The sequence below is a fragment of the Pseudooceanicola profundus genome (assembly GCF_054919315.1).
The window spans coordinates 3,703,876-3,723,901 of sequence record NZ_CM142898.1; the positions used below are offsets into that span (position 1 = coordinate 3,703,876).

Genomic DNA, 20,026 nt, shown 5'->3' on the forward strand with positions numbered 1-20,026 from the left:
CGGATGATCCGCCGCGCGATCCTCAAGGGGCTGGCCGTGCCCGGCTACCAGGTGCCCTTCGCCAGCCGCGAGATGCCCATGCCCTATGGCTGGGGCACCGGCGGCGTGCAGGTCTCGGCCGCGACGCTGACCCCCGAGGATTGCTTCAAGGTCATCGACCAGGGTGCGGACGACACGACGAACGCGGTCTCGATCCGCAAATTCTTCGAGCGCACCGCGCAGGTGGAAACCACGACCCACACCGCCGAGGCCACGGTCATCCAGACCCGTCACCGCATCCCCGAAGAGCCGCTGCGCGAGGATCAGGTGCTGGTCTACCAGGTGCCGATCCCCGAGCCGCTGCGCTTCCTCGAACCCTCCGAGGTCGAGACCCGCAAGATGCACGCGCTGGAGGAATACGGCCTGATGCACGTGAAGCTCTACGAGGACATCGCCCGTCACGGCGCGATTTCCACCGCCTATGCCTATCCGGTGAAGGTGGAGGGGCGCTACGTGATGGACCCGAGCCCGATCCCCAAGTTCGACAACCCCAAGCTCGAGATGGCCGCGATCCAGCTCTTCGGCGCGGGCCGCGAACAGCGGATTTATGCGCTGCCGCCCTATACGCAGGTGGTCAGCCTCGACTTCGAGGATCACCCCTTCGATCCCTCCAAGGCCGATCGTCCCTGCGATCTCTGCGGGGCCGAGGACAGCTACCTCGACGAGGTGATCACCGATGACGCGGGCAGCCGGATGTTCGTCTGTTCCGATACCGATTACTGCCTGGCGCGGCGTGATGCCGGCCATGAAGGCGCACAGGGGGCACGGGCATGAGCGGAAAATTCTTCGAAGAATTTCCCCAAGATTCTTCGAAAAATCTTGGGGGCGCCCCGCAGCCGTTGTTGCAGGTCGAGGGGCTGTCGAAGTTCTACGGCGCGCGGCGGGGCTGTGCGGATGTGAGCTTCGATCTCTGGCCCGGTGAGGTGATGGGCATCGTGGGCGAGAGCGGCTCGGGCAAGACGACGTTGCTCAACTGCCTCGCCGGGCACCTCGCGCCGGATACGGGCCGGGTGATGTTCGATACGCGGGCGAATGGGATGCAGGACACGGTCACCATGTCCGAGCCCGAGCGCCGGATGCTGGGCCGCACCGACTGGGCCTTCGTCCATCAGCACGCCAGCGACGGGCTGCGCATGAACGTCTCCGCCGGGGGCAACGTGGGCGAAAGGCTGATGGCCGTGGGCGCGCGCAACTATGGCGATATCCGCGACAAGGCCACCGACTGGCTGGGCCGGGTGGAGATCTCGGGCGACCGGATCGACGACCGTCCGACCGCGTTTTCGGGGGGCATGCGCCAACGGCTCCAGATCGCGCGCAACCTCGTCACCGGGCCGCGGCTGGTCTTCATGGATGAACCCACCGGGGGCCTCGATGTCAGCGTGCAGGCGCGCCTGCTCGACCTGCTGCGCGGGCTCGTGCGCGAGATGGGGCTTTCCGCGATCATCGTCACCCATGACCTCGCCGTGGTGCGCCTGCTGGCGGACCGGCTGATGGTGATGAAGGACGGGCAGGTGGTCGAGACCGGGCTGACCGATCAGGTCCTCGACGATCCGCAGCACGGGTACACGCAGTTGCTTGTTTCCTCGGTGTTGCAGGTATGAGCCGTTTCCCGCAGACCACCGCACCACATCAGGGCCGGGCCCGACCGCGGGGGGGCGCAATCGCGCCCGCCCGGGGGGGCGGTCGGGCGCGGCCCGGGCCGTCGGCCCGGGCGTTCGGGAGCCACCAGCGTCGCTCCGCACATTCGAAGGCAATGCCATGATCCAGATCGAGAACCTCTCCAAGACCTTCACGCTGCATAACCAGGGTGGCGCCGAAATCCCCGTGCTTACCGGCGCCAGCTTCTCTGTCGCGCCCGGCGACTGCGTGGCGCTCACCGGCCCCTCGGGGGCTGGGAAATCCACGCTGATGCGGCTGATCTACGGCAACTACCGCGCCGCTTCGGGCCATATCCGCATTGGTGACCTCGACGTGGCACGGGCCGCGCCGCGCCAGATCATCGCCCTGCGCCGCGAAACGCTGGGCTATGTCAGCCAGTTCCTGCGCGTCGTGCCCCGGGTGCCCACCCGCGAGGTGGTGGCCGAACCGCTCCTCGCCCTCGGCACGCCCCGCGAGGAGGCCATCGCCCGGGCCGAGGCGCTGCTGGCCCGCCTCAACCTGCCCGAACGGCTCTGGTCGCTCAGCCCCACGACCTTCTCGGGCGGCGAACAGCAACGGGTGAACATCGCGCGCGGTTTCGTGCACCCGTACCCGGCGCTGCTGCTCGACGAACCCACGGCCTCGCTCGACGCGGGCAACCGCGAGGTCGTCCTCAGCCTCGTGGAGGAGGCCAAGGCCCGCGGCGCCGCGATCATCGGCATCTTCCACGACGAGGCCGCGCGGGATCGGCTCTGCGACCGGCAGGTGGACGTGGGCGTCTTCACGCCCGCGCGCGCCGCATGAGCCGCGCCACGCCCCAAGGCCGCCTGATCGCGGTCGTCGGCCCCTCCGGCGTCGGCAAGGACAGCGTCATGGAGGGCCTCGCCGCGACACCCGGTTTCGCCCTCGTGCGCCGGGTCATCACCCGGCCCTCTGAGGCCGGGGGCGAGGCCTTCGACGGGGTGACGCAGGAGGCCTTCGACCGGATGGCCGGGCAGGGTGCCTTCGCCCTCCATTGGCAGGCCCACGGCCTCAGATATGGCATCCCGGCGGCGGAAACGGCGCGGCTGGCGGAGGGCACCGACCTCCTCGTCAACCTCTCCCGTGCGGTGCTGGTCGAGGCCGCCCGCCGGTTTCCCGGCCTCATCGTCCTCAACCTCACCGCAGCGCCCGAGGTCCTTGCCGCGCGCCTCGCCGCCCGGGGCCGTGAAACGCCACAGGACATCGCCCGCCGCCTTGCGCGTGCCGATCTCGCCCTGCCGCAGGGCCTCGACATCCGCACCGTCGACAACGGCGGTGCGCTTCCCGATACGATCCGCGCCGCCCGCGCGGTGCTTGACCCCCAGCAGGAGTCCCTCGATGCCCCGCGATAACCAGCGCCCGGATCAAACCGGGACCACAGAGCAGATCCTCACCAACGCCCGCCTCGTGCTCCCCGACGAGGTGATCGACGGCCACCTCGTGATCCGCGACGGCCTGATTGCCGAGATCGGCACCGGCGGCAGCGACGCCCCCGGTGCCCTCGACCTCGAAGGCGATCTCCTGATCCCCGGGTTGATCGAACTGCACACCGACAACCTCGAACGCCACATGACCCCGCGCCCCGGCGTCCACTGGCCGCACGCCGCCGCCATCGCAGCCCACGACGCGGAACTGGCGGGCTGCGGCATCGCCACGGTCTTCGACGCGGTGCGCGTGGGCTCCATCGTGTCGGGCCAGTCCAAGGGCTATCGCAAATACGCCCGCGAGGTGACGGACGAGATCATCGCGCTCCGCGCGGCAGGCCTGCTGAAGATCTCGCACCGGCTCCACATCCGGGCCGAGACCTGCTCGGAAACCCTGCTGGAGGAGCTGGCGGAATTCGGCCCCGACGACCGGATCGGCATCGTCTCGCTGATGGATCACACCCCGGGCCAGCGGCAGTTCCGCGACGAGAGCAAGTTCAAGGCCTACCTGCAGGGCAAGCACGGCTACACCGATCAGGAATTCGCCGACTACTCCGCCTATCTCAAGGGGCTCTACGACCGGATCGGCGCGCAGCATGAGGCCGGGGCCGTGGCTGCCGCTGCCCGTTTCGGTGCACGTCTGGCCAGCCATGACGACACGACGACCGCGCAGGTCGAGACCTCCGCCGGCCACGGCATCACCATGGCGGAATTCCCCACCACGGTGGAGGCCGCGCGCGCCTGCCACGCCAACAACATCGCGGTGATCATGGGGGCGCCCAACATCGTGCGCGGCGGCTCGCATTCGGGCAATGTCTCGGCGGCGGAGCTGGCGCAGGCGGACCTGCTCGACATCCTGTCCTCGGACTACGTGCCCGCCTCGCTGCTGCTGGCGGCGACCCAGCTGGCCGATCTCTGGGGGGACCTGCCGCGCGCCATCGCCACGGTCACGGCCAACCCGGCCCGCGCCTCCGGCCTCACCGACCGGGGCCGCCTGCTGCCCGGCCTGCGCGCGGACCTGACCCGCTACCGCCCGCTGCAGGGCGTGCCCACCCACCGGGGCACATGGGTCGCCGGCGCCCTCGTGTCTTGAGCGAAAGGCGCGGCACCCACGGCCGCGCCCGTCGCTTCATCTTTCCGAAAATACTCCGGGGGGAATTGGCCGCAGGCCAAGGGGGGCAGCGCCCCCACCCCCCGGCGAGAGTCCGGAGGCCCTCGCAAAAAGATCGGCTCCCGTCCCTCAGCCCCCGTCCGACCGCCTCAGATCGCGCGCCACTCTCCGGGCTTCAGCCCGTCGAGGTGCCATTGCCCGATGCCCGCGCGGATCAGCCGCAGCGTGGGGTGGCCCACATGTGCCGTCATGCGCCGGACCTGACGGTTGCGGCCTTCGGAGATCACCAGCTCGATCCAGGTGTCGGGGATCGACTGGCGCACGCGGATCGGCGGCACCCGGGGCCAGAGGTTCGGCGGCTCCCCCAGCAGGCGCGCCTTGGCGGGCCGGGTCGGGCCGTCCTTCAGCGTCACGCCCCGGCGCAGCGCGTCGAGCGCGGCCTCGTCCGGCACGCCTTCGACCTGCGCCCAGTAGGTCTTGGGCTGCTTGTGTTTCGGGTTGGAAATCCGCGCCTGCAGCCGTCCGTCATCGGTCAGCACCATCAGCCCCTCGCTGTCGCGGTCAAGCCGCCCGGCCGGGTAGACCCCGGGCAGGTCGATGTAGTCGCTCAGCGTGGCGCGGGTGGTGCCCTCCGTGCCGCGATCGGTGAACTGCGACAGGACATCGAAGGGCTTGTTGAAGAGGATGGTGCGGGCCATGGCGCCCGGGGTACGCGGCCCCGGACGCCATGGCAAGAGTTCGTGAGTGGTGCGCTTTGCGTTTTCGGAAAGGCCTTCGAAAACAAGGCCTTCCAGGCGGAGGCGAATGTCGCGCCTCCGAGGTTAAAGCAGGATTAACGTTCTCTGCGCGACCTGAAATTGATGGCGCAAGTCACTGCTGCTCAACGGAAATTCACCCGATGTTGACCCCAGGGGAGAGAGAAGGTCTTGACGTTGGTAAAGCTCTTCATCGCTTCCATCACGCCCTCCTTCTCGCCGTTTCCGCTGTCCTTGATGCCGCCGAAGGGCGACATTTCGATACGGTACCCGGGAACCTCCCAAATGTTAACCGTGCCAACCTGCAAACCCGCAATATAGGCCTGCATCCGCCGAAAGTCGTTGGTGCAGACGCCAGAGGACAGGCCGAAGGCGGTGGAGTTGGAGATCTCCATGACCGCCGCGTCGTCGTCCGGCACCCGGATGATCGGCACCACGGGGCCAAAGGTTTCCTCCTGCACCAGCTCGCTGTCATGGCGCACGTGGTCGACCACGATGGGCGGCAGCAGCGCGCCGCTGCGGCCCGGGTGGTAGAGGATCTGCGCGCCCTCGGCCTCGGCGGTGATCACGCGGGCCTCGAAGGTCTCGGCCGCCTTGGCCGAGACGACGCAGCCAAGCTCGGTCGCGCTGTCCATCGGATCGCCGAAGCGCAGGGCGCGGGCGCGCTCCAGCACCAGCGGCACGAAGCGATCCGCGACGCTCTCCTGACAGAGGATGCGCTTGACGGCGGTGCACCGCTGGCCCGAATTCTTGGTGGCCCCGGCGACGGCAAGGTCGGCGGCCTTGGCGAGGTCCGCATCCGACAGGTCGTTGCAGATGATCAGCGGATCATTCCCGCCAAGCTCCAGCACCTGCCGCTTGTAGACCGCCTTGGCCGCGATCATCTTGCCCACGGGCACGCCGCCGGTGAAGGTGATCAGGTCGAAGTTCGGATCGGTGATCATCGCATCGCCGATATCCCCCGGCAGGCCGGTCACCACCGACAGCATCTGCGGCGGCAGCCCGGCCTCGTAGAGCGCATCGGCCAGCCAGAGCGCGGTCAAGGGCGTCACCTCGGTCGGCTTCACCACGATGCAGTTGTTGGTGGCGATGGCGGGGGCGATCTTGTGGCTGACCATGTTCAGCGGGTGGTTGAACGGCGTGATCGCCGATATCGCCCGCAGCGGCTCGCGCAGGGTGAAGATCTTGCGCGCCTTGCCATGGGGCGTCAGATCGCAGGAGAAGATCTGCCCGTCGTCCTGGATGCAAAGCTGACCCGCCAGCGTGTAGACGTCATAGGCCCGGCCACATTCATAGAGCGCATCGGCCAGCGAGATCCCCAGCTCGGCGGTGATGATCGGCGCCAGCTCCGCCTTGCGGTCTGCGATGATTTTCGCGGTGTTGAAGAGGATCTGCTGGCGCTCATATCGCGTCAGCGTCGGCGTGTAGCCCGCCGCGATCTCGAAGGCCTCCGCCGCGTGCTCGGCGCCGCCTGCGGGGACCGAGCCTATGGTCTCGCCCGTGTAGGGGTAGATCACCGGGATATGGTCGGCGCAGTCGACCTTGCGGCCCGCGATGCGCATCTGCTCCTTCCGGAAGGAGATCGGGGCGCTCATAGCGCCGCCGCCGTGGTGGCATAGAAGAAGGCGTCGAAGTTGCGCAGTTCGGGCGCGCCGGGCAGGTCGAGGATGCGGTTCGCGATGAAGGGCACCTCCTGCTCGGTCAGCCCGCCGTGGGAGCGCAGCGGCTCCTTCAGCGCGGCGAGGTCGTTGCGGTGGGCTGAGGTGCCGATGGTCATGTTCTCGCCCGAGATCATGACGATATCGCCGATCCGGTCGGCGGGCAGCTCGTAGCGTTTCACTGCCTCGGCCTTGTTCACCACTTCGATGATCCCGTCGGTGGCGGCCAGCTTGGCGATGATCCCGGCCTCGTCCGCGCCCTCGGGCAGATAGGCCGTGGCGAAGGAGCCGAGCGCGCCGTGGTGCACCACGTAAGGATCGGTGATCGGCAGGATGACACGGGCCGCAGCCTCGCCCAGCCAGTCGTCCAGCAGGTCCTGCACGTAGACCACCGCCGGCGAGCCATCGGCGAGGTGCTTGGGCTTCATGCCGTGATCCGCCGTCACCACGATGGCCGCGCCCATGGCGTCGAGCTGCGCGAGGTAGCGATCGAACATCTCGTAGAAGGCCTGTGCCTCGGGCTCATCGGGGGCGTATTTGTGCTGCACGTAGTCAGTGGTGGTCAGGTACATGACATCCGGTTTCCACTCCGCCAGCAGCTTGACGCCCGCGGCGAAGACGAACTCCGACAGCTCCGCCGAATAGACCTCGGGCACGGCGCGACCCAGCCAGTCGTTGGCCTTGTCGATGCCGTTCTCGGCCTTGGTGGCAGTGTCGGACTTCTCGGACGAGAAGCAGATCGCGCGGTCGTCGTCGAACTTCAGGCCCGAGCCGAGCAGGGCGCGCAGCTTGTCCTTGGCCGTCACCACCGCGACGCGCGCGCCGGCATCGTAGAAGGTGCCGAAGATCGTCGGCGCGCGCAGGAAGCGCACGTCGTTCATCATCACCTCCTCGCCGGTCTCCGGCTCGTAGAGGTAGTTACCGCAGATGCCATGCACCGCAGGCGGACGGCCAGTGGCGATGGAGAGGTTGTTGGGGTTGGTGAAGGAGGGGATCACCGAATGGGCCAGCCGCGAGGTGCCATCCTTGCGCATCCGCTCCAGCGTCGGCATCAGCCCCTTGGTGATCGCCACGTCGAGGTATTCCGGCTCGCAGCCGTCAAGACAGATGGCGATGGCGGGCACCTTGGGCCAGGGGTAACTGCGGTCGTTCACGGTGACGGCGGTGGGATGGGTCATCGGGGTCTCTTCCGTTCGGATATGTCGGTGGCCATGGGGCCGGATGTCAGCGGTGGCCGCAGGGGCCGGGTGTCAGGCGAAACGGGGCGCTGCGAGATGCGCGCGCCCCGCGATGTCTCTGGCGTGTCCCGCGCTCAGGCCGCGAGGCGGGCCCGTTCGGCAAGGGCCTCGGCCGGCGGGGCGGCGCTTTCGACGCCCATGTCCGCCAGCGTCTCCCTGGCGGCGGCAACCACGCGGCGCATGATCGCGGCGTCCATCTGCCCGATGCAACCGATGCGGAAGCTCTCCACCACGGTCAGCTTACCGGGATAGATGATGAAGCCGCGCGCCTTCATCCCCTCGTAGAAGGCGTTGAAGGCAAAGCGGGGATCGGCGGGGCAGAAGAAGGTGACGATGATCGGCGAAAGCCAACCGTCCTTCAGCAGCGTCTCGAAGCCGATGTCGCGCATCCCCTCGACCATGACGTCGCGGTTTTCCCTGTAGCGCATGCCCCGGGCCGCCACGCCGCCCTCCGCGGCATGGAGCGTCAGCGCCCTGTCGAAGGCCGCCATGACATGGGTCGGCGGCGTATAGCGCCACTGGCCGGTCTTTTCGAGGTAGGCCCATTGCGCATGGAGGTCGAGGGCGAGGGAATGGGCGTTGCCCTTGGCCTCTTCCAGCGTGCTGCGCCGGGCGATGACGAAGGAGAAGCCGGGCACGCCCTCGATGCACTTGTTGGCGGAGGAGACGACGGCCTCGGCCCGCAGCGCCTTCACGTCCACCGGCAGGGCGCCGAAGGCCGACATGCTGTCGATCAGCAGGCGGCAGTCCTCTTCGGCCACGACCTTGGCGATCTCTTCCAGCGGGTTCAGGATGCCCGATGAGGTCTCGCAGTGGATCGCGATCACATGGGTGATGGCGGGGTCGGCCTTCAGGGCGGCGCGCACCTCTTCGCCGCGCGGCGGCAGGTAATCGCCCTTGTCGATCACCTCGTGGTCACGGCCAAGGTAGGCCAGCGTCTCGGCCGCGCGCTTGCCATAGGCGCCGTTGGCCAGCACCAGCACCTTGCCGTGGCGCGGCACCAGCGTGCCCAGCATCGCCTCGACCCCGAAGGAGCCGGAGCCCTGCATCGGCACGCAGACGTATTCGTCGGCGCCGTTGGCCATGGTGACCAGTTCGGAGCAGACCCTTGCGGTCATGGCGCGGAAATCGCCGTCCCAGCTGCCCCAGTCGCGCAGCATCGCCTGCTTGACCTCGTAGGCCGTGGTCAGCGGGCCGGGGGTGAGGAGGAAGGGCTCTCCCTCGTGGGGATCGGGCAGGTTGGTCATGGCGCACCTCGTCGTGGGTTGTCCCCTTGTGGCACGGGGATTATCATATGAAAAATCGTTCCTTTGTATCTTTCCATAAGTCTGGCTGATGGGTAGAGAGGGCACATGCGCTATACCCAGCTTCGTGCCTTTCACCATGTGGCCCTGCACGGCGGATTTTCCCGTGCGGCGGAGGCGCTTTTCCTGACCCAGCCCGCGATTTCCGATCAGGTCCGCAAACTGGAGGAGGAATATGACATCCTGCTCTTCGACCGGCGCAAGAAGCAGGTCACCCTGACCGAGGAGGGCCGCCGCCTGCTGGAGATCACCCGGCGGCTGTTCGAGACCGAGCATCAGGCGCTGGAGCTTCTGTCGGAAAGCCGCGCGCTGCGGGCGGGGACGTTGCGGATCGTGGCGGACAGCGCGCATCATGTGACCGGCCTGCTGACCCGCTTTCGGACGCAGCATCCGGGGGTGAAGGTGTCGCTCCGCGTCGGCAATGCGACCGAGGTAGTGGAGCGGCTGCACCGCTACGAGGCCGACGTGGGCGTGCTGGGGGAATTCCCGCAGGTGCGCACGCTCGACTGGGTGCCGCTGGATTCCGCGCCGCTGGTGGCCTTCGTGTCCGCGGATCACCCGCTTGCCGTGGAAAAATCAATCCATATGAGTGCCTTGTCAGGGCAAGCTCTTGTGTTGCGCGAGCCCGGTTCGCGCACCCGCCGCAAGCTGGAGGAGGCCGCCGCGACGCTCGGCTTGACGCTCGATCCGGCCGTCGTGGCCGAGGGCCGCGAGGCCGTGCGCGAGATCGTGGCGGCAGGGCTTGGTGTGGGCGTGGTCTCGGCGGCGGAGTTCACGCCGGACGCGCGGTTGCACGCGCTGGAGATCACCGGCGCGGAGGGCCTTCAGATGGACGAGGCGCTGGTCTGCCTGCGCGAGCGGCGCGGCGGAAAGCTGGTGCGCGCGCTCTTCGGCCTCGCCGAGGCGCAGGTGGCGGAGGGTGCCCGGCCTGCCGGGAGCTAGGCGGAGGGGCCGCGCCGGACCATCGCCGCCGCCCGCTCGATCCGGCGTCGTATGGACTGGGTCAGCTGCGCGGCGCCGGGGCAGCCAGACGCGGGCGGCGGCGCAGGCTCAGGCGCGCGCCAGCAGGTCGCCGTAAAGGTCGAGCAGCGCCTGCGTCCAGGCCTCGGGCGTCATGGCGATGGCATTCTCGGGATCGGTGCAGCGCAGCGACATCTCGCGGATCTCTTCGGCGGGCATCGCCGAGAGTTTCTTCAGCGCCGCCGCCAGCATCGAGCCATCGGTGCGGTGATAGGTCAGCCCCAGCCCGCGCCGGTCGATCTCTCCGGCCAAGAGTGCGAGGTCGGGGATCACCACCGGCAGGCCGGAGGCCGAGGCCTCGGCCGCCACCAGCCCGAAGGGCTCGGGCGCGCGGGAGGGCATCACCAGCATCCGCGCCCGGGTCAGGTGCTGGCCAATCTGGTCGTGGGCCACCCAGCCGGGCATGGTGAACTGCGGATAGCGGGCGGCGATCTTTTCCCGCAGGGGGCCGTCGCCGATCAGGGTCAGCGGCAGGTCATGGGCGTCGCAGACCTGCGCCAGCTCCGGCACGCCCTTTTCCTCGGTCAGACGCCCGATGAAGACGATCTGGTCGTTCTCCTCCACCCGGATACGTTCGGGGGACAGGGGCGCTGCGGGGTTGCGCACCACGCGCAGCATCTCGGAGGGGTAGCCCGCCTGTTCCATGACCTCGCGCAGGCCGGGGTGGATCAGCGCGATCGCCCCCCAGGGTGCGGTCTTGTCCAGAAGGCGCATCAGGTTCACCTGCCGCAGCACGCGCCAGCCCTTCTGCACCGCGTTGCGCTTGTCGCAATTGGCCAGCAGGCAGCTGCCGCTCAGCTGGATGCGGTCGCAGTTGCGCATGTTGCGGTAGTCGTAATGCGCGCCGTTGGGACAGGCGAGGAAATAGTCATGGGCGTGGATCACCACGCGGGGGGCCACGGGACGCAGGGCGCCGAAGACGGCCGGGGAGAAGATCTGCGCCCAGCCATGCAGGTGATAGACCGTGTCGGGCGTGTCGGTCTTCGCGATGTAGTCGGCCAGTGCCCGCTGCGCCGGGGCGTTGTGCAGGCCCTTGGTCAGCGCCGTCAGCCGCCCGGCCTCCATCAGCCGCGCGCCGCCAAGCCCGATGCAGGTGACGCCGGTGCCCTCCAGCGAGGGCGCCTTGCCGTCATCGCCCGCGAGGTAGGTCACGTCGCAGCCCGCCGCGTCCAGCAGCTTGGCCGACCAGACGGCGAGACCGGTCGCGCCGCCCTTGGCCACGCTGGAATCGTTCAGGATGACGATACGAGGGCGGGCGCCGGGCGATCCCGTGGGCGGCGCGGCCTGGGGCGCGCGCTCGGCGTCGTCGGTCAGCGTGGTGTCGGGCATCGGGGATCCTTGGCGGCGGCGCGGGGGCCATGCGTGTCGATGTTGCAACCTTTCGCAAAAGAACCGCAAGGGGGGGACGCAAGACGGGGCAGCATCTGTGACCTTGCGGTAAGCCTGTGGCGGTCTTGTGTCGAGAGGGTGAGATGAAAGTCGTTCAGTTCGGTTTGCACTACAGCCCCAATCTCGGCGACGGGATCATCGCCGAATGCCTCGCCCATGGGATCGTCACCCGCGCGCCGGGGGCCGAGGTGGTGACGGTCGACATCTCGGGCCGGCAGGGCTTTGACGAGGTGGTGGTGAAGAACCGCCAGCTGGTGATGAAGCTGCTGGGGATGATGCCGCTGCCCCTGCGCCAGCGGGTCGTGCTGGCCAAGCTGGGTCCGATGGTCGCGCGGTTCGCGGAAGGCTGGCAGCAGGAGCTGGAGGGCGCGGACCTTGCCGTGGTGGGGGGCGGGCAGATCCTCTCGGACGCCGATCTGAATTTCTGCATCAAGCTCTCTGCCGTGGCCCGGGCGATCCACGCGGGGGACGTGCCGGCGGCGATCTTCGGGGCCGGCGTGTCGAAGAACTGGACGCCGAAGGGCCGGGCGCTGTTCCTCGACCTGCTGGCGACGGACCTGCGGATGGTGGGGCTGCGCGATGCGCCCTCCATCGAGGCCTGGCGCGCACAGACCGGCAATCCCGCGCCGCAGGCCGTGCTGACCCGCGATCCGGGGCTGCTGGCGGCGGCCTGCTACGGCGCGCCCGCGCGGCATCCCGGCGGCGTTGGCATCTGCTGCACCGATCCGGCGCTGCTGGCCTATCACGCCGATGCGGAGGTGGCCGGCGGCAGCACGCTGCACCGGGACCTTGTCACCGCGCTGATCTCGGCGGGCCACCGGGTCACGCTCTTCAGCAACGGGGCGGAGGAGGACGGCGCCTTCCAGCATCGCTTGGGGCAGGAGCTGGCCGAGTTCGTGTCCTCCGGCGCGCTGACCATGGCACCGGTGCCGACCCGTCCGGAAGAGCTGGCGCATCTGGTGGCGGGTTTCGACGCGGTGGTGGCGCACCGGTTGCACGCCTGCATCATCGCCCATTCCTACGGCCTGCCGGTGGTGGGCCTCGGCTGGGACCGCAAGGTGGAGAGCTTCTTTGCCTCCGTCGGACAGGAAGCGGCCTTCGTCGGCGCCGCGGAGGCCGGGGGGCAGGCGGTGGCTGAGGTGCTGGCGGCTGCCATGGCCCGGGGCATCGACGCCGACCGCCACGCCCGCGTGCTGGCCGAGGCCTGGGACGCGATCGACAGGCTGCTGGCCTGCGCCTGAGGGCGGTCGGGGCAGGGTGACGGCGTCAGCCTGCGGTCAGGGTGAAGCGATAGGCCGTCACGTCGCCGCGCACGGTGGCACCGGGGCCGATGTGCAGTTCCAGCACGTCGCCCGGGGCGAGGGTCACGGGCAGGTCACGCTCGAACGCCTCTTCCACCGTGGTCTCCAGCAGGGGGGCGCCGTTCAGGGTGACCGCCAGCGTCACGCCGTCGTCGCTGCGCTCGGCCGGGCGCAGGGCGATGTGCAGCGTGGCCGGACCCTCGGCCTGCGCGACATGACGGAAGATCAGCGCCTCCGAGCCGCCGGGATAGAGGCTTTCGGGCAGGACACGGACCTCGGCGTCACTCTCGAGCCCGAGGTAGGGCACCCAGGGCACGCCCTCGCGCCACTGGCCCTCACGGGCGGTGAGCGGCGCCGTGCCGGTCCAGTTCGTGGCCAGCACCTCGAACGCACCGGTATTGGCGAGGTCAAACTGGTCGAAGCTGTCGGCGAGGCAGGTCTGCGGGCGCAGGGTCACGGCATCGGCGAGGCTGCGCGGCGCGGGCGTATCGGGGCGCGGCACGAGGATCAGCGGCTCCGCTGCGTCCAGTTCCACGGGGCCCGTGGGCAGCGGATGGCCTTCGACGTCGAGCCGCTGCATCCCGGCGGCGGGGATCACCTCGCGGGGGGCGCCCCAGAGCAGCAGCGCACCGCCCTCGTAGAGACAGCCGTAGGTGAAGGGATCGGGCGCGACATCGGTGACCGCACGGCCGGACAGGCGGGCCTGCGCGAAGTGGAAGACGCGGCCCGTGTGGGTCGGCCGGGCGGCCTCGGTCAGCAGCGGCTCCAGCCCGTCGCCCCGGGGGTGCAGCGGATACCACGCCGCCCGTGTCACCCCCGCAAGCGCCATCTGGCAGTGCGAGCGCAGCAGCAGGCCGGGCGCCGCATCGGCGTCAGTGGTTCCGAATTCGGTGATCTGCAGCGGCATCGCCTCCAGCCCCGGGATGCGGCGCATCCAGTCGACCTGCCGCACCAGCTGCTCGGGCGCGGTGTCATAGGGGTGCAGCGCGAGCGCATCCATGTACTCCCCGGCGCCGAGGGCGAAGAGCCGCGAGAGCCAGGCCGTCGGGATCGAATGCAGCCCGCCGCCGAGGATCTGCACCTCGGGCCGTGCGGTCTTTACCGCGTCATGGGTCGCCTTGAGCAGCGCCAGCGAATAGGCGGGACGTTCTGCCAGCGGTGCCTCTGCCATGGGGCCCGCGACGAAATTGGCGGAGTTCACCTCGTTCCCGACCTCCACCGCGCGGATCGCAGGATAGCGGGTGACGGTGCGGGCAGCGAAGCGGGCAAAGGCGGCGATGGCCTCGGGGGTGCTGGGGGTCAGCCCCTCCTGGTGATCGGGGTGGCCGTTGTTCACGGTCAGGCTCATCCGCGCACCGGTATGGGGCAGAAGGCGGGGGTAGCTGTCGCGCTCGGCGGCATAGTTGTAGGCGCCCGCCGTCTCGACCCGGTCCCAGTAGACTGCGTCGCGGAAGTCCCTGACGCCAAGCGAGATCGCCGCGTCGTAGAGATCCGGGCGCCAGCCCTGGCCGAAGTTCGACGCCGCGGCGAGGTCGGGCCCGATGCGCGGCGGCCGTGCCGCGGCGGCCTGTTCGGGTTTCCCGGAGGCCTCCTGGGCCGAGGCAGTGGCCGGCAGGACGGTGGCAAGGGACAGGCAGATCAGGGCCGCAACCCGGGCGGAGGCGCAGCGCAGCGCCTGCACGCGGCGCAGCGCTTGCACGCGGCGCGGTGCCACGCGGGAGGTGAGGAAAACACGGTTTTGGCCGGTCGTCATGCGGCAAGGTCTCCCCGGGGGCGGATGGCCCGTTTCTGATCCGGCGCGCAGGGACCGCCTGCACCTGTGAGCGGGGCGCGGCGATTCTCCTGACGGACCGGCCTTGGAAGACTGCCGCGCAAATGGGGGTGCTGCAAGCATGGCACAGCCGCGGGCCCCGGACACACCCGGTGATGAGAAATTCGCTGCCCATCGGGGGGCATCGCCGCTATGGTCGCGCAAAGTCCGCCCGGAGGTTTGATTGCAGTTCGTCCCCAGCACCCTGATTGCCCTGATCGTCTGCGGGGTGCTGATCTGGCGCGGTCCCTACAAGGGGATGGCGCTGTTCTGGGCGATGACGCCCCTGGGGGCGGCGGCGGCCTTCAACCTGCCGGCGGCGGGCGGGGCCTCGATCCTGCTGCTCGACCTTGCCACGCTGACGCTTTTCGCGCTGCTCTGCCTGACGCCCTATGGCATGGCGCGGATCGCCGGGGCGATGCGGCCGTTCCAGCCCGGGTTCTGGCTGCTGCTGCTGCTGGTCTATTCCATCGTCGCCACGCTCTTCTTTCCGCGTCTTTTCGCGGGCCAGACCGAGGTCTTCTCGCTCTCGCGTTCGGCCAATGACGGGGGCATCATCTCGGTCCCGCTGCGGCCCACGAACGGCAACCTGACGCAGCTCTTCCGCATACTGCTGGGGGGCATGGCCTTCTACGCCATGGCGGTGCTGTTCAGGATGCGCCCCTCCGCCGACCTCGCGCTCAAGGCCGTGGGCACGGCGACGGTGGTGCATGTGGGCATGGGCTGGCTCGATCTGCTGACCGGGATGACCGGGACCACCTTCCTGCTGGAGCCTTTGAGATCCGCCAATTACGCCATGCTCTTCGAGCACCGGATGATGGGGATCAAGCGCATGGTGGGCGGCTTCCCGGAAGCCTCCTCCTTCGGCTATTTCTCGCTCGGGCTCTTCGGCTTCTGGCTGCTCTACTGGATCAACGGGACCCACTCCAAGCGGGCGGGCTTCGCGCTGATCATGACCGGCGTCGTTCTGCTGCGCTCGACCTCCTCCTCGGCCTACGTTGCGCTCGTGGTCTTCCTGATGACGCTGGCGCTGTGGCACATGGTGGCCGGGCTCAAGCCGAACGTGCCGCGCCGGGCGGCGACGGCGCTGATCTTCGGGATCATGGGGGCGTGGTTCGCCGCGATCGCGATCTTTGCCGCCTACCACATGGTCGAACCGGTGACCGCCTACCTCGACCGCACGCTCTTCGACAAGCTCGACAGCCAGTCCGGGGTGGAACGGATGAGCTGGAACACGCAGGCGTGGAAGAATTTCCTCGACACCGGGATGCTGGGGGCGGGGCTGGGATCGGTCCGGGCGTCGAACTGGCTGCTGGCGGTCATGGCCTCGCTGGGGGTGATCGGCACGGCGCTGTGGGCCTTCTTCCTCGGGGCCACGATGCGCCTGCCGCGCCGCACCGATGACCCGCGCCGCGATGCGGTGATCAAGGGGCTGAAGGCCGGGGGGCTGGCGATGCTGGTCTCGGGGATGCTGACACTGGCCACGCCGGACCTTGGAATCACCTTCTTCCTGATGGCCGGCATGGCGGCGGGCCTGTCGCGGGGCGGGGTGCTGGTGCGCTACGGGCACAGCGATCCGGTCGACTGAGGTCATTTCGTGGCGGATTGCACGCCTCTGTTAGCGCAATCCGACCGGTCGGGTGCGATTGTCACCGGAGCGTCACGAAACCGCGCGCCAGAGGGCGTTTTCTTTGACGACACGCCATTTTTCTGACAGAAACAGCTTTATAAGTGAAACTCTTCGCGGGGCTGTCCCGTAACTGGGTACAGCTCCTTCGCCTGAGGATCATCCGGTCCAGGGCCGAAGGCCGCCAAGATCACCGGGCCAAAGGCCCCACAGGTCCAGCCAATAGGACCGGAAACACAGTCGGGGGAGCCGCCGGTGCACACGCGCCGGCCGGGTCCGTTGTCGAGCAAGGAAGCCTACCGTGAGCCCCAGGGTCATGAACCTGAATGCCGATCCCGTCGTGTTCCGCTCTCCGAAATCGCCGGAGCAGGAACCGGATTACGTTGACCTGAAAGGTCTGATGCGCGCCGTCTGGCAGCGCAAGAAGATCATTATCGGCACAACGCTGGCCGGGATGGTCGTCGCCTTCCTGCTGACCTCGCAGATCACCCCGCAGTATACCGCGCTCTCCAAGGTCATGCTCGACCCGCGCAAGAGCCGCGTGGTGACGGATACCGAGGTGGTCTCGAACCTTGATCTCACCGATCAGGTGGTGAACTCCGAGGTCGCGGTGCTGCGCTCCAACCTGCTGATCGAGCGGGTGATCCGCGACGTTGGCCTCGAGAAACTCGCCCCGATCGACCCGGCGCTCGCCACGCCCTCGCTGATGAGCCGCGCCAAGTCGACCGTGAAGGGCCTGCTGGGGGCCGATGCCCCGCCGCCGCTCTCGCCCGAGGCGCAGGAGCAGGCGCGCATGGAATCGCTCGTCTGGGCGATCCGCCGCGCCACCTCCGTGGCCCGCGAGGGGGAAAGCTACGTCATCGACATCTGGGTCGAGACGGTGAACCCCGAACTCTCCATGCTGCTGGCGAATTCGCTGTCCAACCAGTACCTCGCGGACCAGCTGGAAAGCCGTCAGGGCAAGGCCGCCCGCGCCTCCGACTGGATCGGCGCCCGCGTCGACCAGCTGCGGCAGGACGTGGAACTGGCCGAGCAGAAGGTCGAGGAATACCGCACCCAGTCCCTGCAGGCGGAGGGCGGAAGCCTCGCCACCACGCAGGAGCAGGTGACGGAACTGAACAACCAGCTGGCCCTGGCCCGGACCGACCGTGTCGCGGCCGAGGCCAAGCTGAACCGCGTGACCCAGCTGATGGACACCGGCGGTGTGGACGCGGTGGCCGAGGTCGTGACCTCGCCGCTGATCGAACAGCTGATCGCCGAACGGGCACCGCTGATGCGCGACGATGCCGTCTGGGCCGAACGCTTCGGCCCCGAGCATCCCGAGCGCGTGCGCCTGAAGAACCAGATCGACCGGTTCAACGACCAGCTCGACAAGGAAGTGCTGCGGATCGTCGAGCAGATGCGCTCGGACGTGGAAGTGGCGCGCCTGCGCGAGCAGACCATGCGCGACCAGGTCTCCGAGACCGAGGCCAAGGCGGCCGAGATGTCCCAGACCACCATCGGCCTGCGCCAGCTGGAACGCGAGGCCTCTGCCGCGCGCACCGCCTACGAGACGCTGCTGTCGCGGCTGACCGTCACCCAGACGCAGGAACAGCTGCAGGAACCCGACGCCAAGCTGATCGAGCGCGCGACCATTCCCGGCGCGCCCTCCGCGCCGCGTCCCAAACTGATGACCGTCATGGGCGGCATGGTGGGGATGCTGGGCGGGCTGGCGGCCGTGCTCTACATGGCGCTGACCTCCAACGCCTTCCGCCGTCCCGACGAGCTGGAGCGCGAGACCGAGCTGCCGATCCTCGCCACGCTGCCCGCCGGGCCCTGGGTCTCTTCCGCCGCGGCGGTGAACGAGCTGCGCCAGAGCCCGAACGGCGCCTATGCCGAACGTATCCGCTACCTGCGCACGACGCTTCTCGGCTCCTCCAAGCGGGCGCAGGCGATCCTCGTGATGTCCTCGCTGCCCGGCGAGGGCAAGACCACCACGGTCATGGCGCTTGCCGAGATGGCCGCGCGGGCCGGGCGCAAGGTGCTCGTCCTCGACGGTGACCTGCGCCATGCCTCGGTGCAGCGCAGCTTCGGCCTGCGGATGGAGCATGACTTCGGCGATTTCATCCACGACCGCTGCACGCTGGATCAGGCGGTGCACTCCGACCCGCGGCTCAGCTTCGACGTGATCTCGATGAAGAAGCCGACGCCCGCGGATGCGGACGAGCTTCAGGTGAGCTGGATGAAACCGGTGATCGAGGGGCTCAAGGAGGTCTATGACCTGATCCTCATCGACAGCCCGGCGCTGCTTTCGGTGCCCGATGCGCTCGTGCTCGGCAAGGTGGCGGACAGCGCGATCTACCTCGTGAAGTGGAACGACACGCCGAAGCCCGCCGTGCGGCAGGGGCTGGGCGTGCTGGCCGATCAGGGCATCGCCGTGACCGGCACCGTGATGACGCTGGTGGACGTGAACAACAGCCCCGAAAGCTACAGCTGGGAATACGCCGAATATGCCTGACACCCGCCGTGTGGCGCTGATCCACTACTGGCTGGTGGGGATGCGCGGCGGCGAACGGGTGCTGGAATCCCTTTGCCGCATGTTCCCCGAGGCCGACATCTTCACCCATGTCCATGTGCCCGGCCAGACCAGTGACCTGCTGAACGCGCATCGCATCACCCAGACCCGGGTGGGGCGGTTGCCGATGGCGCCGAAGCTCTACCAGAAGTACCTGACGCTGATGCCGCGGGCGCTGGAGGAGATCGACCTCACGGGCTACGACCTGGTGATTTCCTCGGAGAGCGGCCCCGCCAAGGGTGTCATCGCGCCGCCCGATGCGCCGCACCTGTGCTACGTGCATTCGCCGATGCGCTATCTCTGGGACCAGTACCACGCCTACCGGAACAGCTCGGGCCTGCTGACGCGCACGCTGATGCCGCCGCTGATCCACGGGCTGCGCGGCTGGGACGTGACCTCGGCCGCGCGGGTCGATGGCTTCGCCTCGAACTCGACCCATGTGGCGAACCGGGTGAAGAAATACTGGCGCCGGGAGTCGGATATCGTGCATCCGCCCGTGGCGGTGCAGGATTTCGCGTCCGTGCCGAAGGACGAGCTGGGGGATTTCTACCTCTGGGCCGGCGAGTTGGCACCCTACAAGCGGCCCGATCAGGCGGTGGAGGCCTTCACCCGCATGGGTCGCAAGCTGGTGGTCATCGGCGGCCCGGACAAGACCCGCGACGCGCTGAAGGCCAAGGCGGGGGACAATGTCACTTTCCTCGGCAAGGCGCCGTTCTCGGTGCTGAAGGAGCATATGGCGCGCTGCCGTGCGCTGATCTTCCCGGGCGAAGAGGATTTCGGCATCGTCCCGGTCGAGGTCATGGCCTCGGGCCGCCCGGTGATCGCCTATGGGCGCGGCGGCATTCTCGACACGGTGGTCGAGGGGCAGACGGGCGTCTTCTACCGCGAGCAGAACGTCGAGGGGCTGATCGACGCGGTCGAGCGGTTCGAGCGCGAGCTTGAGGCCGATCTGGACCCGGCAGCCCTGGTCGCCCATGCGGCGAAGTTCGACGAGGCGACGTTCCAGGCGGGGATCCGGGCGAGCCTGGCGAAGATCGGGGCGTGAGCGGGCTGTCGTCTGCTTTCCGCTGAACGGTGGGCGAGACGGGATCACCGTCCCGTATGGTGCGTGTCCACGTGGCCGCTTCATGGATCGTG

At 68.7% G+C, this 20,026-nt stretch carries 16 protein-coding genes; 10 read left to right on the plus strand and 6 right to left on the minus strand.

The window, feature by feature from the left end; genetic code table 11:
• Positions 1 to 3: 3 nt before the first annotated feature.
• From ACX9MO_RS17035 to ACX9MO_RS17055, 5 genes are all read left to right on the plus strand, one after another.
• Positions 4 to 813, plus strand: coding sequence for an alpha-D-ribose 1-methylphosphonate 5-phosphate C-P-lyase PhnJ (locus tag ACX9MO_RS17035; RefSeq protein WP_462214469.1), 810 nt, complete (start codon positions 4 to 6; stop codon positions 811 to 813).
• Entirely contained in the window at positions 810 to 1,640 is an 831-nt protein-coding gene (gene phnK / locus ACX9MO_RS17040; protein WP_462212696.1) for a phosphonate C-P lyase system protein PhnK, read from the plus strand. The genes ACX9MO_RS17035 and phnK overlap by 4 nt, the downstream gene beginning before the upstream one ends.
• Before the next feature lie 157 nt (positions 1,641 to 1,797).
• Positions 1,798 to 2,481, plus strand: coding sequence for a phosphonate C-P lyase system protein PhnL (phnL, locus tag ACX9MO_RS17045; RefSeq protein WP_462212697.1), 684 nt, complete (start codon positions 1,798 to 1,800; stop codon positions 2,479 to 2,481).
• Positions 2,478 to 3,050 carry a phosphonate metabolism protein/1,5-bisphosphokinase (PRPP-forming) PhnN gene (gene phnN, locus ACX9MO_RS17050; RefSeq protein ID WP_462212698.1) on the plus strand — a complete coding sequence of 191 codons (573 nt, stop codon included), beginning with the start codon at positions 2,478 to 2,480 and terminating at the stop codon, positions 3,048 to 3,050. The genes phnL and phnN overlap by 4 nt, the downstream gene beginning before the upstream one ends.
• Positions 3,037 to 4,215: an alpha-D-ribose 1-methylphosphonate 5-triphosphate diphosphatase gene (locus tag ACX9MO_RS17055; protein WP_462212699.1), complete on the plus strand. Its 1,179-nt coding sequence runs from the start codon at positions 3,037 to 3,039 to the stop codon at positions 4,213 to 4,215. Before phnN ends, ACX9MO_RS17055 begins: the two co-directional genes overlap by 14 nt.
• A gap of 167 nt (positions 4,216 to 4,382) precedes the next feature.
• Here the strand turns inward: ACX9MO_RS17055 and ACX9MO_RS17060 are convergent, their stop codons facing one another.
• From ACX9MO_RS17060 to ACX9MO_RS17075, 4 genes are all read right to left on the minus strand, one after another.
• Positions 4,383 to 4,931 carry an rRNA large subunit pseudouridine synthase E gene (locus ACX9MO_RS17060; protein ID WP_462212700.1) on the minus strand — a complete coding sequence of 183 codons (549 nt, stop codon included), beginning with the start codon at positions 4,929 to 4,931 and terminating at the stop codon, positions 4,383 to 4,385.
• Positions 4,932 to 5,113: 182 nt separating this feature from the next.
• Positions 5,114 to 6,583: a phosphonoacetaldehyde dehydrogenase gene (gene phnY / locus ACX9MO_RS17065; protein ID WP_462212701.1), complete on the minus strand. Its 1,470-nt coding sequence runs from the start codon at positions 6,581 to 6,583 to the stop codon at positions 5,114 to 5,116.
• The gene (gene phnA / locus ACX9MO_RS17070; RefSeq protein WP_462212702.1) at positions 6,580 to 7,824 is read right to left on the minus strand and encodes a phosphonoacetate hydrolase; all 1,245 of its coding nucleotides are present in this window, start codon (positions 7,822 to 7,824) and stop codon (positions 6,580 to 6,582) included. Before phnA ends, phnY begins: the two co-directional genes overlap by 4 nt.
• Positions 7,825 to 7,958: 134 nt before the next feature.
• A complete protein-coding gene (locus ACX9MO_RS17075) occupies positions 7,959 to 9,131 on the minus strand; it encodes a 2-aminoethylphosphonate--pyruvate transaminase (RefSeq protein ID WP_462212703.1) in 1,173 nt (390 codons plus the stop codon).
• Positions 9,132 to 9,236: 105 nt separating this feature from the next.
• On the opposite strand from ACX9MO_RS17075, the gene ACX9MO_RS17080 reads away from it, so the two are divergent.
• Complete coding sequence (locus ACX9MO_RS17080) at positions 9,237 to 10,130, plus strand: LysR substrate-binding domain-containing protein (RefSeq protein ID WP_462212704.1); 894 nt, start codon at positions 9,237 to 9,239, stop codon at positions 10,128 to 10,130.
• A 108-nt stretch (positions 10,131 to 10,238) separates the two neighbouring features.
• Here ACX9MO_RS17080 and ACX9MO_RS17085 read toward each other — a convergent pair whose 3' ends face one another.
• Positions 10,239 to 11,537, minus strand: a complete 1,299-nt coding sequence (locus ACX9MO_RS17085; protein ID WP_462212705.1) for a glycosyltransferase family 4 protein — start codon at positions 11,535 to 11,537, stop codon at positions 10,239 to 10,241.
• 143 nt (positions 11,538 to 11,680) lie between these two features.
• Between ACX9MO_RS17085 and ACX9MO_RS17090 the strand changes: the two genes are divergently transcribed.
• Positions 11,681 to 12,838, plus strand: a complete 1,158-nt coding sequence (locus ACX9MO_RS17090) for a polysaccharide pyruvyl transferase family protein (protein WP_462212706.1) — start codon at positions 11,681 to 11,683, stop codon at positions 12,836 to 12,838.
• 25 nt (positions 12,839 to 12,863) lie between these two features.
• On the opposite strand, the gene ACX9MO_RS17095 is transcribed toward ACX9MO_RS17090, so the two are convergent.
• On the minus strand, positions 12,864 to 14,651 hold the full coding sequence (locus ACX9MO_RS17095) for a hypothetical protein (RefSeq protein ID WP_462212707.1): 1,788 nt from the start codon (positions 14,649 to 14,651) through the stop codon (positions 12,864 to 12,866).
• Positions 14,652 to 14,892: 241 nt separating this feature from the next.
• Between ACX9MO_RS17095 and ACX9MO_RS17100 the strand changes: the two genes are divergently transcribed.
• From ACX9MO_RS17100 to ACX9MO_RS17110, 3 genes are all read left to right on the plus strand, one after another.
• Positions 14,893 to 16,296, plus strand: a complete 1,404-nt coding sequence (locus ACX9MO_RS17100; protein WP_222489793.1) for a hypothetical protein — start codon at positions 14,893 to 14,895, stop codon at positions 16,294 to 16,296.
• A gap of 340 nt (positions 16,297 to 16,636) precedes the next feature.
• Positions 16,637 to 18,832 carry a GumC family protein gene (locus ACX9MO_RS17105; protein WP_222489794.1) on the plus strand — a complete coding sequence of 732 codons (2,196 nt, stop codon included), beginning with the start codon at positions 16,637 to 16,639 and terminating at the stop codon, positions 18,830 to 18,832.
• Positions 18,825 to 19,934, plus strand: coding sequence for a glycosyltransferase (locus ACX9MO_RS17110; protein ID WP_462212708.1), 1,110 nt, complete (start codon positions 18,825 to 18,827; stop codon positions 19,932 to 19,934). Before ACX9MO_RS17105 ends, ACX9MO_RS17110 begins: the two co-directional genes overlap by 8 nt.
• Positions 19,935 to 20,026 lie beyond the last annotated feature (92 nt).